This window comes from Shewanella maritima, assembly GCF_004295345.1.
Lineage (GTDB): Bacteria > Pseudomonadota > Gammaproteobacteria > Enterobacterales > Shewanellaceae > Shewanella > Shewanella maritima.
The window spans coordinates 236718-251732 of record NZ_CP036200.1 but is presented as its reverse complement, the minus strand read 5'-3'; the positions used below and the strand labels follow the sequence as shown (position 1 = coordinate 251732).

At 43.7% G+C, this 15015-nt stretch carries 13 protein-coding genes; 9 read left to right on the top strand and 4 right to left on the bottom strand.

Translation table 11 applies throughout. From position 1 onward, the window contains the following. Nucleotides 1-100 precede the first annotated feature (100 nt). The 8 genes from speA (at nt 101) to EXU30_RS01150 (ending at nt 7399) form a co-directional block, all read left to right on the top strand. Nucleotides 101-2014, top strand: a complete 1914-nt coding sequence (gene speA, locus EXU30_RS01185) for a biosynthetic arginine decarboxylase (protein ID WP_130597437.1) — start codon at nt 101-103, stop codon at nt 2012-2014. A gap of 53 nt (nt 2015-2067) precedes the next feature. Continuing rightward, a complete protein-coding gene (locus EXU30_RS01180) occupies nt 2068-3081 on the top strand; it encodes an adenosylmethionine decarboxylase (RefSeq protein ID WP_130597436.1) in 1014 nt (337 codons plus the stop codon). Between the two features lie 40 nt (nt 3082-3121). After that, nucleotides 3122-4060, top strand: a complete 939-nt coding sequence (speB, locus tag EXU30_RS01175) for an agmatinase (RefSeq protein ID WP_130597435.1) — start codon at nt 3122-3124, stop codon at nt 4058-4060. 93 nt (nt 4061-4153) lie between these two features. Beyond that, nucleotides 4154-4792, top strand: a complete 639-nt coding sequence (pdxH, locus tag EXU30_RS01170; protein ID WP_130597434.1) for a pyridoxamine 5'-phosphate oxidase — start codon at nt 4154-4156, stop codon at nt 4790-4792. Between the two features lie 8 nt (nt 4793-4800). Next, a complete protein-coding gene (locus tag EXU30_RS01165; protein WP_130597433.1) occupies nt 4801-5256 on the top strand; it encodes a YaiI/YqxD family protein in 456 nt (151 codons plus the stop codon). A 58-nt stretch (nt 5257-5314) separates the two neighbouring features. Continuing rightward, nucleotides 5315-5902 (top strand): YceI family protein, encoded by a 588-nt coding sequence (locus EXU30_RS01160; protein WP_130597432.1) that lies wholly within the window; start codon nt 5315-5317, stop codon nt 5900-5902. Between the two features lie 65 nt (nt 5903-5967). Further along, nucleotides 5968-6318, top strand: a complete 351-nt coding sequence (locus EXU30_RS01155; protein ID WP_130597431.1) for a DUF3802 family protein — start codon at nt 5968-5970, stop codon at nt 6316-6318. Nucleotides 6319-6502: 184 nt separating this feature from the next. Continuing rightward, nucleotides 6503-7399, top strand: a complete 897-nt coding sequence (locus EXU30_RS01150; RefSeq protein ID WP_130597430.1) for a putative ATP-dependent zinc protease — start codon at nt 6503-6505, stop codon at nt 7397-7399. Nucleotides 7400-7519: 120 nt separating this feature from the next. Here the strand turns inward: EXU30_RS01150 and ilvN are convergent, their stop codons facing one another. From ilvN to EXU30_RS01135, 3 genes are all read right to left on the bottom strand, one after another. Next, the gene (ilvN, locus tag EXU30_RS01145) at nt 7520-8014 is read right to left on the bottom strand and encodes an acetolactate synthase small subunit (RefSeq protein ID WP_130597429.1); all 495 of its coding nucleotides are present in this window, start codon (nt 8012-8014) and stop codon (nt 7520-7522) included. Then, entirely contained in the window at nt 8014-9732 is a 1719-nt protein-coding gene (locus tag EXU30_RS01140) for an acetolactate synthase 3 large subunit (RefSeq protein ID WP_130597428.1), read from the bottom strand. Before EXU30_RS01140 ends, ilvN begins: the two co-directional genes overlap by 1 nt. Before the next feature lie 409 nt (nt 9733-10141). Continuing rightward, nucleotides 10142-11356, bottom strand: coding sequence for a multidrug effflux MFS transporter (locus EXU30_RS01135; RefSeq protein WP_242620291.1), 1215 nt, complete (start codon nt 11354-11356; stop codon nt 10142-10144). Between the two features lie 192 nt (nt 11357-11548). Between EXU30_RS01135 and EXU30_RS01130 the strand changes: the two genes are divergently transcribed. After that, the gene (locus EXU30_RS01130) at nt 11549-13432 is read left to right on the top strand and encodes a choice-of-anchor I family protein (protein WP_130597427.1); all 1884 of its coding nucleotides are present in this window, start codon (nt 11549-11551) and stop codon (nt 13430-13432) included. 136 nt (nt 13433-13568) lie between these two features. Here the strand turns inward: EXU30_RS01130 and EXU30_RS01125 are convergent, their stop codons facing one another. Beyond that, nucleotides 13569-14804 (bottom strand): uracil-xanthine permease family protein, encoded by a 1236-nt coding sequence (locus EXU30_RS01125; RefSeq protein WP_130597426.1) that lies wholly within the window; start codon nt 14802-14804, stop codon nt 13569-13571. Nucleotides 14805-15015 lie beyond the last annotated feature (211 nt).

Sequence of the window (15015 nt, the reverse complement as noted above, 5' to 3'; positions counted from 1 at the left end):
GACAGTTACTTAAACACTAAATTCTTGCTAAAGAGCGAAAAATAACGCAGTGTTAACTGTATTGTTCCATGGTTTTATATCGTTTTATTTGGAAAATGTTATGACTGAATGGTCTATTGAAGATGCGCGCGCAACCTATAACGTGACGCATTGGAGTCAGAAGTTTTTTGGGATCCGTGATGATGGTGAAGTGACGGTGTCACCTGATCCGCAAAATCCTGAGCATAAAATTGGCTTAAATGAGCTCGCTAAAGACATGGTTAAGGCCGGTGTGTCTTTACCCGTGCTGGTGCGTTTCCCACAGATTTTACACCATAGAGTTGAAAGCCTGTGCGAAGCCTTTAATGAGGCTATTCAGAAATACGAATATCAAAATAAATACCTGTTGGTTTACCCGATTAAGGTGAATCAACAGCAAACTGTTGTTGAAGAGATTTTAGCGAGTCAAAAATCTAAAGAAGTCCCGCAACTCGGGCTTGAGGCCGGCAGTAAGCCAGAGCTAATGGCGGTGCTTGCGATGGCACAAAAAGCTAGCTCGGTGATTGTTTGCAATGGTTATAAAGACAAAGAATACGTTCGCTTGGCATTAATTGGCGAGAAGCTTGGCCACAAAGTTTATATTGTGCTTGAGAAAATGTCCGAGCTAAAACTGGTACTTGCTGAAGCACAACAGCTTGGTGTTACCCCGCGTTTAGGTATTCGTGCGCGCCTTGCATTTCAGGGTAAAGGTAACTGGCAAGCCAGTGGTGGTGAAAAGTCAAAGTTTGGTTTATCTGCTGCGCAAGTATTACAGGTGGTTGAACAGCTTAAAGCACAAGATATGCTTCCTAGTTTGCAATTGTTGCACTTCCATTTAGGCTCGCAGATCGCCAATATTCGCGATATTAGGCAAGGTGTGAGTGAAGCTGGTCGCTTTTATTGTGAATTAAGGCAGCTTGGCGCTCCTGTGGATTGTTTTGACGTTGGTGGCGGTTTAGCTGTTGATTATGACGGCACTCGTAGCCAGTCAAGCAACTCAATGAACTATGGTCTAACAGAGTATGCCAATAATATCGTTAACGTGATGACGGATTTATGTAACGAGTATCAACAGCCAATGCCGTTGATTATTTCTGAGTCGGGTCGTCACCTTACTGCGCATCATGCGGTGTTGATTACCGATGTGATTGGCACGGAAGCTTATAAACCTGCTGACGTTACTGAGCCTGATGAAGATGCACCTCAACTATTACAAAATATGTGGCAGTCGTGGGGTGATTTAAAGGGACGGTTAGATCAACGTGCTTTAATCGAGGTTTATCACGATACGCAAAGCGACATGGCCGAGGCCAACTCATTGTTTGCGGTAGGTCAACTGACATTGGCGCAGCGCGCGTGGGCTGAGCAAACAAACTTGCGAGTGTGTCACGAGCTTAAAGGATTGCTAAGTAACAACAACCGCTTTCACCGACCTGTTATTGATGAGCTAAACAGCAAGCTAGCTGATAAGTTCTTTGTGAACTTTTCATTGTTCCAGTCATTACCTGATGCCTGGGGTATTGATCAGGTATTTCCTGTATTGCCGTTAACAGGACTGGATAAAGCACCTGAAAGACGTGCGGTGATGCTGGATATTACCTGTGACTCTGACGGTATTGTAGATCAATATGTTGATGGTCAAGGTATTGAGTCTACCTTACCCGTGCCCGCTTGGAGTGCTGAAAGCCCGTATTTAATTGGCTTTTTCATGGTTGGTGCTTATCAAGAAATTTTGGGCGATCTACACAACTTATTTGGCGATACTAACTCTGCAGTAGTGCGTTTAGATGATCAAGGTTTAGCCAATATTGACTCAGTGCTAGAGGGCGATACTGTCGCTGATGTGCTTAGATACGTGAATCTTGATGCAGTAGAATTTATGCGTACCTACGAAGAACTCGTCAACAAGCACATTGTAGAGAATGAGCGTGCATCAATTCTTGAAGAATTGCAGCTTGGCCTGAAAGGCTACACCTATTTAGAAGATTTCTCCTAGCGGTGTCACTTGCGCCGCAACTTTTGCTGCGGCGCGAGTTTTTGAGTGGTTAGATGTTTGAAGCCAGTGAAAAAAAACTTGAGATAGTTGTTGCGAATGAGTTTGGCTCGTTGAGAACTTTGCCTGATGACTTTAAGGCAAAGCTGTTAACGCTTGCTGGCGCTGAAATCTTATCTCACGTTCACAATGACTGCATCGATGCGTACGTGCTGAGTGAGTCGAGTTTATTTATTTGGGACAATAAACTACTGCTGTTGACTTGTGGGCAGTCAACCTTAATTGAGTCGGCGCTTTATGCATTAGGCGTAATTTCTACCGATCATATCATTAGTTTCAAGTATCAACGTAAAAGCGAACTTTTTGCGGCGCTGCAAACTACAACCTTTGCTGAGGATGCAAAGCTGTTAGCTCAGCAACTACCAGGTCGATCTCTGACGTTAGGTGACAAACCTGAGCAACAACATTTCATGTTCTATTATACTCATCGTGATTTAGATACAACATTAGTTCCGCTACCAGAGTTAACACCTCAAGAGCATTTAATTAGCGAATTAATGCTTTACCAACTCGATAGTGACAGTGCGGCACGTTTTATGGCGCTAAAAGGGCAAGGCAAAACCTTAACCGCAGCCAAGCAACGTAGGCTACTTAATATTGGTGAATTACTTGTGGGCTTTAAGTTTGACGACTATGCATTTAGCCCATGCGGATACTCGTTAAACGCAATTAGTGGCAGTTATTATTTAACCTTGCATTTAACTCCTCAAAGCAGTGGCTCTTACTTAAGCATTGAAACAAATCTAGATAATTTAACCATCGTTTTCGGGATATTTACTCGTTTACACCACCAATTTAGTCCGGCTCGTTGCGATCTTGTGTTAAGTGGTCATGGCGCTTTTACCAGTGATGCGAGTCAATACTTAGCAACAACGCTAAACCTCTGTGATAGCAAACACGGTAGCGATGTCAACATTGTCGACACTAGCCTTAATGAGTTAGATAACCATACTGAAAGCCCTGAGCAGAGATATACTATACACTTGCGCCAATTTTGCCGACGTCAATAAGACACGGTGCGCATTACTTTTGTTATTAAGTGAGGAGTCTATGACGACTTTTGCTGAAAAACCAGATTATTCATTGTATTCAAATGCGTTTGGCTACTTACGCCAGCCGTTAGATTTTAAACCACTAGCGAGCAACGCCGATGTCGTTGTCATTGGCCTACCGTTTGATATGGCGACTACAGGTCGCTCAGGCGGCCGCATGGGGCCCGATGCAATTCGCCGCGCCTCAGTTAACTTAGCCTGGGAGGATACTCGCTGGCCTTGGCATTTTAAGTTGAGCGATAGCATTAGCATTGTTGATGCGGGCGATTTAGTGTTCGACTGTGGCGATCAAGCCGACTTTACTGGCCGATTAGAAGCTTTTGCGACTAAAGTGGTCGAGTCTGATAAAGCGCTGTTGAGTTTTGGTGGTGACCACTTTGTTACCTTGCCACTGCTGCGTGCTCACCATAAGAAATACGGCAAAATGGCTTTATTGCATTTCGATGCTCACACGGACACTTACAGTCAGGGCAGTAAATATGATCATGGCACCATGTTCTACCATGCGCCGAAAGAGGGGCTGATTGATGTTGAACATTCGATTCAGATCGGCATTCGCACTGAATACGAACAGCAAGGGCACGGTTTTGACGTAGTCGACGCTGCAACTGCAAATGAAATGACCGCAGATGCCATCATTGAACGTATTAAACAGCGTGTTGGTGATTTACCGCTATATGTAACCTTTGACATTGACTGCCTTGATCCTGCTTTTGCGCCGGGCACTGGTACGCCGGTGTGTGGTGGCTTAACCAGTGATAAAGCCATGAAGATTATTCGCGGCCTGCAGGGTATGAATATAGTGGGTATGGATGTGGTAGAAGTTGCCCCATCGTACGATCATGCAGACATTACCGCACTTGCTGGCGCCACATTAGGGCTTGAAATGCTGCATTCATGGGCAGTGGGTAAAAAGCTCGCACCGGCAAAAGACTAGTAATGTCATCGATTAATTGAAAAGCACAGCTGGAGTAGACACTTGCAGCTGTGCTTTTATTTGATAATCAAGAATTAAAAAGCGAACCGAACAATGAGTGATTTAAGTGATATTCGCCGCGAGTACACTCAAGGTGGATTAAGACGAGAGCAATTGCCAGACAATCCGATGGCATTGTTTGAAACCTGGCTTGAACAAGCACGTGATGCCAAGTTAATCGACCCAACTGCCATGAGTGTAGCAACGGTTGATGAAGACGGCCAACCATTTCAGCGCATTGTGCTATTAAAGCAATTTAGCGACAAAGGTTTTGTATTCTTTACCAATCTTGAAAGCCGTAAATCTAAGCAAATTGCCTGCAATAGCAAGGTAAGCTTGTTATTCCCTTGGAATGTATTAGAGCGTCAGGTGGCGGTAACTGGCGAGGCAAAGCCACTGTCTATGCTTGAGGTGAGTAAATACTTCATGAGCCGACCAAAAGACAGTCAGATTGCTGCCTGGGTGTCAAAGCAGTCTAGTAAGATTTCTGCCAGACAAGCCTTGGTGGGTAAATTTAACGAGATGAAAGCCAAATTTGCCGAAGGTGAAGTACCGCTGCCTAAATTCTGGGGCGGCTATATTGTTGAGCCAACAAGCATTGAGTTTTGGCAAGGTGGTGAAAGCCGCTTGCATGACCGGTTCTTGTATGAAAAACAGCAAGGTAATTGGCAGATTGATCGCTTAGCACCATAGGGCTTGTTATGAGTAAACCATTTATTTGGGTCGATGCTGATGCTTGCCCAAACCCTGTGAAAGACATGTTGTTTCGAGCAGCGGAGCGTAAACAGTTGCAACTACGCCTGGTTGCGAATCAACTAATCGGTCATCCTCCATCGCAATTTATCAAAGCGATTCGCGTGAGTAGTGGTTTTGATGAAGCTGATAACTTTATTGTCGAGCAAGCGTCACAAGGCGATTTAATCGTTACTGCTGATATCCCACTTGCAGCAGATGGCGTTGCAAAAGGTGCTTTGGTGGTGAACCCACGAGGTACTTTATATACAAAAGATAATGTTAAGCAAGCACTTAACTCGCGTAATTTTATGGAAGAAATGCGCTCAGCTGGTGTAGTTACCCAAGGACCCGCTAAATTCTCAGCTGCCGATAAGCATGCTTTTGCAAAAGTCCTGGATAAATGGCTTGCTAAGATAAATTAAAGATGACTAATATTTAGTTAGAGCGTTAATTTATTACGTCATAAAAAGGACTTACATCATGAAGACTCAACTCAAATGCTTATCTGTAGTAGCGCTTAGCGCTTTTTTTAGTGCTAGTGCGTTAGCTGGAGATTGGCAGGTTAATTCAGCCAACTCAAACGTCAGCTTTATTTCTACTAAAAAACAAGACATTGCTGAAGTACATCACTTTAAGAATCTATCTGGCAGTTTGTCGGAGTCAGGTGAGTTTAGTTTAACTATTCCACTTAAGAGTGTTGCGACAGGTATCGAGATACGCGATCAACGCATGCAGTCGATGTTGTTTGAGGTGAGTAAGTATCCAAGTATGATGCTTAGCGCTGAGGTTAAGCCTGAGTTGTATAAATCGCTTGCGGTAGGTCACAGTGTCATTGCACAGGTAAATGGTACGATTGACTTACATGGTATTAAAGCTGATAAAGTTTTTGATGTTATGGTCGCGAAAGTGGCAAAGGAAAAGTTACTTGTCACCAGTTTTAAACCCGTGGTAGTCAACGCCAAAGACTTTGGATTAGAAGGTGGGGTAGAAAAGCTTAGAGAAGTGGCTGGTTTATCAAGTATCAGCTTAGCAGTACCTGTGAGCTTTGTGATATCCTTATCGCAATAAATTTAAATAGTTAGCGAAAGAGGGCGCACTGTTAAATGCGCCTTTTAATTGCTCAAGGAGCCATAATGGTTACAGATAAAGACGGTTATGTTCATCTTATTCAGTACTTAACCGAACACTTGCACTTGTTTGAAACCAACGACGCTAGTGTTGAAGATGCTGGCAGTGTACTTGAGCTATTTGAAGAACAGTTATCAGCACAAATCATTATGGTTTGTGGTCAAAACCCGCAACTTAGTTTTGCCCAACGTAATATGGTTATCCGCGAGATCGATGCCATTGTTTATGATCTTGAAGAGATTTTAGGCTCCAAAGGTAATCATCAAGCAACAGCTCAACAAAGTATTTTTGTCACAGAATTCTCAGGCTTGATTAAAAACTTGTTTGATCAAGAAATCGAGCGCATGGTGCCTTAGGCTTGTTTGTGCTCGGTACCGCGCCAGACTCCATCTGCTGGTTACAGTCAGTTAGATACACAAATTTGGCATGCTAGATTAAATTGTAAAGCGCATGCACCCACCACAGCTAGCTTTATCGTAACAACTAGTTGTAGCGTAAAATACCTACCTCATTGATTGTCATAGTAAAAGGAATATAAATATGCTGCGTTATCTTTTCTTGTTTCTAATGATTAGTTTGTCAACACAAGTACACAGCAAACAAGTCGACCCTCAAAACCAGAGTAAACAAACGCTCAAAGGGTTTGAAACTATGACGGTAGCGGGCTCGAATTTAATGTTTGCTGCGCGTATGGACACCGGAGCTAGTAAGTCATCTTTGCACGCCGTTGATTTAGAAATCAAAGGCGGCGCGCACAAAAACATGAAGAAAAATATTGGTAAAACCATTGAGTTCACAACCATGAATGAGCGTGATGAAACAGCGCGCTTGTCTGGCAAGATTGTCGATACTTCTACGGTAAAAAACTCTCAAGGCACAGAAACTCGCTACATTGTTGAGCTTGCCATTGGCTTCCCCGACAAACTCAAAACGGTGCAGGTTAATTTACGCGATCGCGCCCACATGGATTTTAAATTACTCATTGGCCGTAATTTCTTAAAAGGTGATTATGTGGTCGATGTGTCGGAGAAAAAGTACATTGGCCCAGTAGAAAAGCTGTCTATTGTTGAGTCTGACTTACTTTTCAAAACCCGCATTGACACTGGCGCAGTCGAGAACTCACTGCATGCGGTTGATATTCATATTGAAAATGAAGACAAAGATAATATGGATAACAATATAGGTAAGATGATCACTTTTACTACCGAAAACGAAAAGGGCAAAAAGGCGACCGTGAAGACTCGCATCACTAACACCTCACTTATTCGTAATGCTCAAGGTAGCGAAGTGCGCTATATGGTCAAACTCAAAATTGGTGAGCCGGGCAGTGAGTTTATGGTGGAGACCAATTTAAGAGACAGAAGCAAGATGAGTTATAAACTACTCATTGGGCGTAATTGGCTGCAAGGGCATTACATAGTGGATGTAGACCTTTAAAGAAGCGCCATAGGCTAAAATTTTTTTCGCTCGCGACTAGCGCAAACAAAAAAACGCCAACAAAAAACCGCTAACAGTAATGTCAGCGGTTTTTGTTTTTATAGCGGTATAAAAGTAGTGTTAAGCCCGCATTGATTTTTCACCACGAGCCAGTCCTACGATGCCTGAGCGAGACACTTCAATAACCTTAGTGACATCAGCGAGGTTTCCTATAAAGGCGTCTATCTTTTCCCCCGTGCCAACCATTTGAATGGTATACAAGTTAGGAGTCACATCGACAATTTGACCGCGGAAGATATCAGCTGTGCGCTTAACTTCTTCCCGGTTTGCGCCTTGCGCTTTTACCTTAATTAGCGCAATTTCACGCTCAATGTGCGCACCTTCAGTAATGTTGGCAACCTTAAGAATATCTATCAGCTTGTGCAGCTGTTTCTCAATTTGTTCCAGTACGCTGCTGTCAGCGGTAACCGTGATATTTAGGCGTGACAAGGTATTATCTTCTGTCGGTGCAACGGTCAAGTTCTCAATGTTATAGCCGCGCTGTGAGAATAAGCCAACAACGCGAGATAAAGCACCGGGCTGGTTTTCAAGTAATACAGAAATAATTCGACGCATTAGCTTTTCTCCGTTTTGCTTAACCACATTTCATTCATCGCACCACCGCGAATAAGCATTGGGTACACGTGCTCAGTTTCGTCAACACTGATATCAACAAACACTAGCTTATCAGTCATGCTTAGCGCTTGTGCCAGCTTAGTTTCAAGCTCAGCAGGATCGCTAATCGTCATACCTACGTGGCCATAAGCTTCAGCAATTTTGGCGAAGTTAGGTACAGAATCCATATAAGAGTGGGAGTGACGACCTGAATAAATCATGTCTTGCCACTGCTTAACCATGCCTAAGAAACGATTATTGAGGTTAATAATTTTCACCGGAATATCGTATTGCAGCGCTGTCGAAAGCTCTTGAATATTCATTTGAATAGAGCCATCGCCAGTAACACAAACTACGCAGGCATCAGGGTGGGCAAATTTAACGCCCATAGCCGCAGGCAAGCCAAAGCCCATGGTGCCTAGACCGCCAGAGTTAATCCAACGTCTTGGTTTATCAAATGGATAGTAAAGCGCGGCAAACATTTGGTGTTGACCCACGTCGGATGCAACATAAGCATCACCATTAGTCAGCTTATGGACGGTTTCAATTACCTGTTGCGGCTTAATTCTCTCTGAGCTTGTATCGTAAGCAAGGCACTTACGGTTACGCCATTGGTTGATTTGGCTCCACCACAAGTCCATGGCATTGGCATCGTTTGCTTTGCCAGAATCTTCTAAAAGCGACAGCATACTAGACAGCACTTTGTCAGCGCTGCCTACGATAGGAATATCAACCCGCACAGTTTTAGAAATAGATGATGGGTCAATGTCTATGTGGAGAATTTTGGCATTCGGGCAGTACTTTTCGACATTATTCGTTGTACGATCGTCAAATCGTACCCCAATACCGAAGATCAGGTCGCAGTTATGCATAGCCATATTGGCTTCATAAAGGCCGTGCATGCCAAGCATGCCTAAACATTGTTGATGGGTGCCAGGAAATGCACCCAACCCCATAAGAGTGTTTATCACTGGGATATTAAGCTTTTCAGCTAGCTGTAAAATTTGTTGATCACATTCTGATATGATCGCGCCTCCGCCAACATAAAGCACTGGCTTCTTTGCTTGTAATAAAGCCTCTAGACCACGTTTTATTTGACCCTTATGGCCAGTAGTCGTTGGGTTATATGAGCGCATGCTTACCGTTTCAGGGTAAACATAATCATGCAATACATCAGGATTCAAACAATCTTTAGGTAGGTCTATAACAACCGGGCCAGGACGTCCGCTTGCAGCAATGTAAAATGCTTTTTTGACGATAGCGGGTATGTCAGCAGGATCGGTAACCAAAAAGCTGTGTTTCACCACAGGCCGTGAAATACCAATCATGTCGCATTCTTGGAATGCATCATTACCAATTAAGTTACTTGGTACTTGGCCTGACAACACCACCATGGGAATTGAGTCCATATAAGCGGTAGCAATGCCGGTAACTGCATTAGTTGCGCCAGGGCCTGATGTCACAAGCACCACACCAACTTTGCCTGTTGAGCGGGCATAACCATCTGCCATATGCACGGCAGCTTGTTCGTGACGCACAAGAATATGTTCAATACCAGAGATTTTGTGCAGAGAATCGTAAATGTCGAGGACGGACCCACCAGGGTAACCGAAGATATGTTCAACGCCCTCATCGATTAGAGAGCGCACAATCATGCTCGCGCCGGAAAGCTTTTCCATAAAAAACATCCTTTAAAGTTACCGTATGGTAAACAGTAGCTTGAATACAACGACGGTAATCGTTAAATCAGCGGGAGAGAAGGGTAATTCGCTCCCATGTCGAGCTCGATCAAGAGTCTTGATACAGCCTTAAAAACATCATATGTAAAAATAAATTTACTGCAATAGCTGAAACTAATTTATTTATAAACTTGAAGTTTATTCAACTTTGTAGTCTTGAGTGGGCTTGTGTGGATTTGCAAGGCTATAGCCTGTGTAGTGAGTAAACTTTGTGGATAGGTGGCAGAGAATAGTAGATTCTGAAGCGGCAATGATGCCGGAACCAATTTTGGCACCGGCATTAAATATTTAAATTCGCTTAAAGGGCGTAATCACAGAGGCTTAATCATAGAAGGGCAAACTTTAATGACTAGTTTGCTCTTTGTCTTGTTTGCAGAACAAGGCAAACCACTACCAATAATACTGAAATCAACATTAGCGCAGAGAATGGCACGGCATCGCCGGTATAGAACAGGGCTAAAAGTGGCCCAGCGAGAGCGCCAAAGCCAAATCGCAACGTGCCAATCACTGCAGTCGCCGTGCCGGTTTCTTGTTTAAACTTCATCAGTACGATGGCATCGGCATTCACCGACATGACACCCAAGCAACCCATTAATGGGATCAGCATTGCCACTGTGTAGTGATAACTTAGCCCAAACACGTTAGCAGCTAGCAATGCTGATGCCGAAACAGTTGCGCCAAAGGTCGCCATTACCAACATACGTTTTGAACCAAAGCGGCCAACGATTCTAGAGTTAATAATATTGGCGAGCATCAATGCGCCAACATTACTACTAAACAAAATTGCAAACATGTTTTTGCTTAGCTCAAACACTTCCATGTAAACAAATGGCGATGCGGTTAGGTAACAGAAAAACGCAAATGACGTCAGTACGCCACAAATGATGTTGAGTTTTACACCCTCGCGAGAAAATACCGTGTAGTAGGCACGAAAAAACGATTTCTGACTGCGCTCATTGCCAGCATCACTAGGCATTTTAAGTTTGATGAGCACCAATATTAGCAAGCCAAAAGCATATAAAGCCTGACTGGCAAAAATCATGTGCCAGTCAGCAAAGCCAAGGATAATACTGCCAAGGGACGGTGCAACAAGCGGCGCTAACATCATAATCAAACTGACATACGACATGCCTTTAGCTGTGTTATTACCGTAAACCTCTTTAATGTAGCCAGGAACTACTACGGTCGCTGCCGCGCCAATAAATGCTTGTAAAAAGCGTAATGCCAAAAATACTTCGACGCTGGTGGTTATCGCAATAAGTGTACTGACTAGGGTAAAGCCTGATAAGCCAACTATCACTAACGGACGGCGTCCAAAACGATCGGCTAATGGGCCAAAGGTAAGCATTCCTATTGCGTAACCCGCTAGGTAAATGCTCAAAGACTGTTGAACAGTTGTTACACTAGAATTGAAGCTGTCAGCCAATATCGACATTGCGGGTAAATACATGTCGATTGCCAATGGGGTGATGGCAACAATCGCCGCTAGCATTGGGATTAATAATGCAAGTGGGGGGAAGTTAGCTAGGGGATCTGTTTGATTGACATGGGTACTGGAACGCAAAACTACCTCAGAATACCGTTGAAAACAGTCACATTTTAACACGCCAACTAAATTAGCGTCCGGCTAATTACGTTTTAATTGTAAGATTTTACAAAGATTGCAGCTTGCAATATATCGTTAATCTTATCGACGCAAATTTGTCATTTTTATCCAGTACGTTATGCGAAATCAAAAAAACAGGACGTACTAAAAATGAAAAAGCGCTTATTTTCTTTATCGGTAATTTGTTCAGCCATGTTGCTAAGTGCATGTGATGGCGATGATGGTGTCAATGGCACTAACGGCAGCAATGGTGAGAACGGAAAGGATGGCTATAACACTGTCATATCAACAACAGATATTGCTAAAGGTAGTGAACAATGTGTGTTTGGTGGGCAAATGATCCAAGCTGGGTTAGATGTTAACCGCAATGGCGTGCTTGATGCTGATGAAGTTGATACGAGCTTAACGGTTTATCAATGCAATGAAGCACAGGGGAAATTAGCGGCTAATTTGATTGGTCGCTATGAATCTGGCGTGTTTGGCCAAAGCGCTGCTGAAATTGTTGATTTTCACGTGTCAAGTAAACAAGCATTTGTCGTAAACGCGCAAAGTGGCATGGTAGATGTGCTCGACTTGTCAAAATTAAGTGCCGCTGAACAAGTTGAGAATCCATTCACGCTAAACAATATCGACAAGCTGATGACAATAGACGCAGCTGCCGATAGCGCACTAACAGGCTTGGGTAGCGTAAATAGCGTTGCTGTACATGGTGATTTAATGGCGATGGCGATTGAACGTGCTGATAGCGCTGGTAACAGCAAGCAAGGTAATGGCGTAATAGCATTTTATCGTTTAAGCGATTCTGCAGCTCCAGTATTCCTAAAAACGGTTGAGGCTGGCGCGCTTCCAGACAATGTGACATTTACTCCTGATGGCGCGTATTTACTGGTAGCCAACGAAGGTGAGCCAAATGATGCTTATGATGTTGACCCAGAAGGTAGTGTGTCAATTATTGCAATCACTGATAATACCCCTGCAGATACGGCAACAAGTGTTGGCTTTACTGAGTTTAATGTTGGAAGTCCACGTAATAGCGAGCTAAGCGATAAGATTAAAATCAACGGCCCTGGAGCTAGCATCGCTCAAGATCTAGAGCCTGAATACGTCGCAGTTTCACAAGACAGTAAATACGCATTTGTCAGCTTACAAGAAAACAATGCTATTGCTGTGATTGATATTGCTAACGCAGAGGTGGTGCGGATCAATGCACTAGGTCTTAAAGACTATGGCTTACTCGGTAATGAAATCGATGCTTCTGATAAAGATGACATGATCAATATTCGCACTTATCAGGGTGTATACGGCATGTATCAACCAGATACTATCGCAAGCTATCAATGGGGCAACACCGATTTCATCGTTAGCGCTAACGAAGGTGACTCACGCGACTACAGTGGTTTCTCAGAGGAAGTGCGAGCTGAAGATCTCACTTTATCAGCAAACCACCCTCAAATTGCGGCAGCGCAAGATAAAACGCTACTTGGCCGTTTAAAAGTCACAACGTCAATGGGTGAGTCTGAAACCGCTGGCATTTACGATAAAATTGTATCTTACGGTGCGCGCTCATTCTCTATTTGGACTAAAGAAGGCACGCAAGTTTTTGATAGTGGTAGCCAGTTTGAAAAAATCACAGCGGCATTGCTTGGTGATGACTTCAATAACCATAATGAAGAAAGCAAAGGCGACAGCCGCAGTGATGATAAAGGGCCTGAGCCGGAAGCGGTTGCATTAGGTAAAGTCGGTGACGCCTTGTATGCATTCATCGGATTAGAGCGCACCGGCGGCTTTATGATTTATGATGTGACCAATCCTTTTGAGGTTAGCTTTATTGATTATGTCGTTAATCGTGATTTTGATGTCGAGTTCGAAATCGATGGAGCTGATATCACAGGTACACCAGAACTTGCCGGTGATTTAGGTCCTGAAGGGATGAAGTTTGTTGATGCAATGAATAGCCCGACCGGTTTGCCTTTGCTTATTGTCGGTAATGAAGTGAGTGGTAGCACTGCGGTTTACCAGTTCGAGCTAAACTAAATTGACAATTATTCGTTCAAGCTCCAGTAACAAGAGTATTGAACCTTAATTTTGTTTAAAAATTTAAACTAGTGCAGTGTACGAAAAAGCCAACGGTCATACCGTTGGCTTTTTACTTGTGACGATTAACTGCTAGTTAACTCGTCTCGTCAGCTTCTTTGCTATCCTGGTGCGGTAAAACAGCATTTAGGATGATGGCGACGATACCGCATAGACTAATGCCAGATAAGCTAAACTCGCCAATACCAAACGCCATGCCACCAATGCCGAATACCAGTGTTACTGCGACAATTGTGAGGTTTCGCGGCTCTGATAAATCAACCTGATTGCGTATTAGGGTATTTAAGCCCACAGCGGCAATCGAGCCAAACAACAAGCACATAATGCCGCCCATTACAGGTACTGGAATGGTTTGCATCAGCGCACCTAGTTTGCCGACAAAGGCGAGAATAATGGCAGTAATTGCCGTCCAGGTCATAATGCGAGGGTCAAAGCTCTTGGTTAAAGTTACCGCGCCAGTTACCTCTGAATATGTGGTGTTTGGCGGGCCGCCGAATGTAGAGGCTGCAATAGTGGCAACACCATCACCCATAAGCGTGCGATGTAGCCCTGGCTTTTTCAAATAATCCTTACCGGTTACATTAGAAATAGCCAGAATATCACCGATATGTTCAACCGCTGGCGCGATTGCCACTGGTAACATGAACAATATAGCTTGCCAGTGAAACTCGGGCGCGACAAAGTTAGGTAGGGCTACCCAACTGGCGTTAGCGACAGGTGAGAAGTCAACAATGCCGAAAAATAAGCTCATGATGTAACCAACAACAATGCCGGCTAGAATTGGCATTAGTCGAGTAATTCCTTTGGCGAACACGGCAACAATAATCGTTGTGGTCAATGCACCTAGCGAAATAATGAGCGCCGTTGATTGCTCAATTAACACCGCGCTACCATCACCAGTTTTCCCCAGAGCCATATTTACAGCTACCGGTGCAAGGCCTAAACCGATGATCATAATGACTGGGCCAACCACCACAGGCGGTAACAGCTTATGAATAAAATCCGTGCCCTTAAACTTAACGGCGGTGCCCATCAATACATAAACAAAACCCGCTGCCATTAAGCCACCCATGGTAGCTGGGATGCCCCAGGTTTGAACGCCATATAAAATTGGTGCGATGAACGCAAATGACGAGGCTAGAAAGATAGGGACTTGTCGGTTAGTGATAAGTTGAAATAATAGGGTACCAATACCTGCAGTAAATAGCGCTACACTGGTATCTAGCCCTGTGATTAAGGGCATGAGCACCAGCGCGCCAAATGCGACAAATAACATTTGTGCGCCCTGAAGTGGTACAAACATACGATTCATTTCCGTCTCCATTTAGTGATGATTAAATTTGATTAATTACAATCATCTATTAACCGATCGTGCTAATCGTGATTTACTTCCTGTCACATTCTTATGTTACACTTTGGTCACTTTGTTTTGTTGCGTTTATCCTATCTAATGTTAAAAAATACACTCAATGTCATACTTTTAGCTGCTTCATTAGTTTTTACTACATCAATTTCGGCTGTGG

Excerpts from the sequence above, each read along its gene's own strand:
- EXU30_RS01180 (WP_130597436.1), top strand. The coding sequence starts at position 2,068 with ATGTTTGAAGCCAGTGAAAAAAAACTTGAGATAGTTGTTGCGAATGAG.
- pdxH (WP_130597434.1), top strand. The coding sequence starts at position 4,154 with ATGAGTGATTTAAGTGATATTCGCCGCGAGTACACTCAAGGTGGATTA.
- EXU30_RS01125 (WP_130597426.1), bottom strand. The coding sequence starts at position 14,804 with ATGAATCGTATGTTTGTACCACTTCAGGGCGCACAAATGTTATTTGTC.
- ilvN (WP_130597429.1), bottom strand. The coding sequence starts at position 8,014 with ATGCGTCGAATTATTTCTGTATTACTTGAAAACCAGCCCGGTGCTTTA.
- speA (WP_130597437.1), top strand. The coding sequence starts at position 101 with ATGACTGAATGGTCTATTGAAGATGCGCGCGCAACCTATAACGTGACG.
- EXU30_RS01155 (WP_130597431.1), top strand. The coding sequence starts at position 5,968 with ATGGTTACAGATAAAGACGGTTATGTTCATCTTATTCAGTACTTAACC.
- EXU30_RS01130 (WP_130597427.1), top strand. The coding sequence starts at position 11,549 with ATGAAAAAGCGCTTATTTTCTTTATCGGTAATTTGTTCAGCCATGTTG.
- speB (WP_130597435.1), top strand. The coding sequence starts at position 3,122 with ATGACGACTTTTGCTGAAAAACCAGATTATTCATTGTATTCAAATGCG.
- EXU30_RS01160 (WP_130597432.1), top strand. The coding sequence starts at position 5,315 with ATGAAGACTCAACTCAAATGCTTATCTGTAGTAGCGCTTAGCGCTTTT.
- EXU30_RS01150 (WP_130597430.1), top strand. The coding sequence starts at position 6,503 with ATGCTGCGTTATCTTTTCTTGTTTCTAATGATTAGTTTGTCAACACAA.
- EXU30_RS01140 (WP_130597428.1), bottom strand. The coding sequence starts at position 9,732 with ATGGAAAAGCTTTCCGGCGCGAGCATGATTGTGCGCTCTCTAATCGAT.
- EXU30_RS01165 (WP_130597433.1), top strand. The coding sequence starts at position 4,801 with ATGAGTAAACCATTTATTTGGGTCGATGCTGATGCTTGCCCAAACCCT.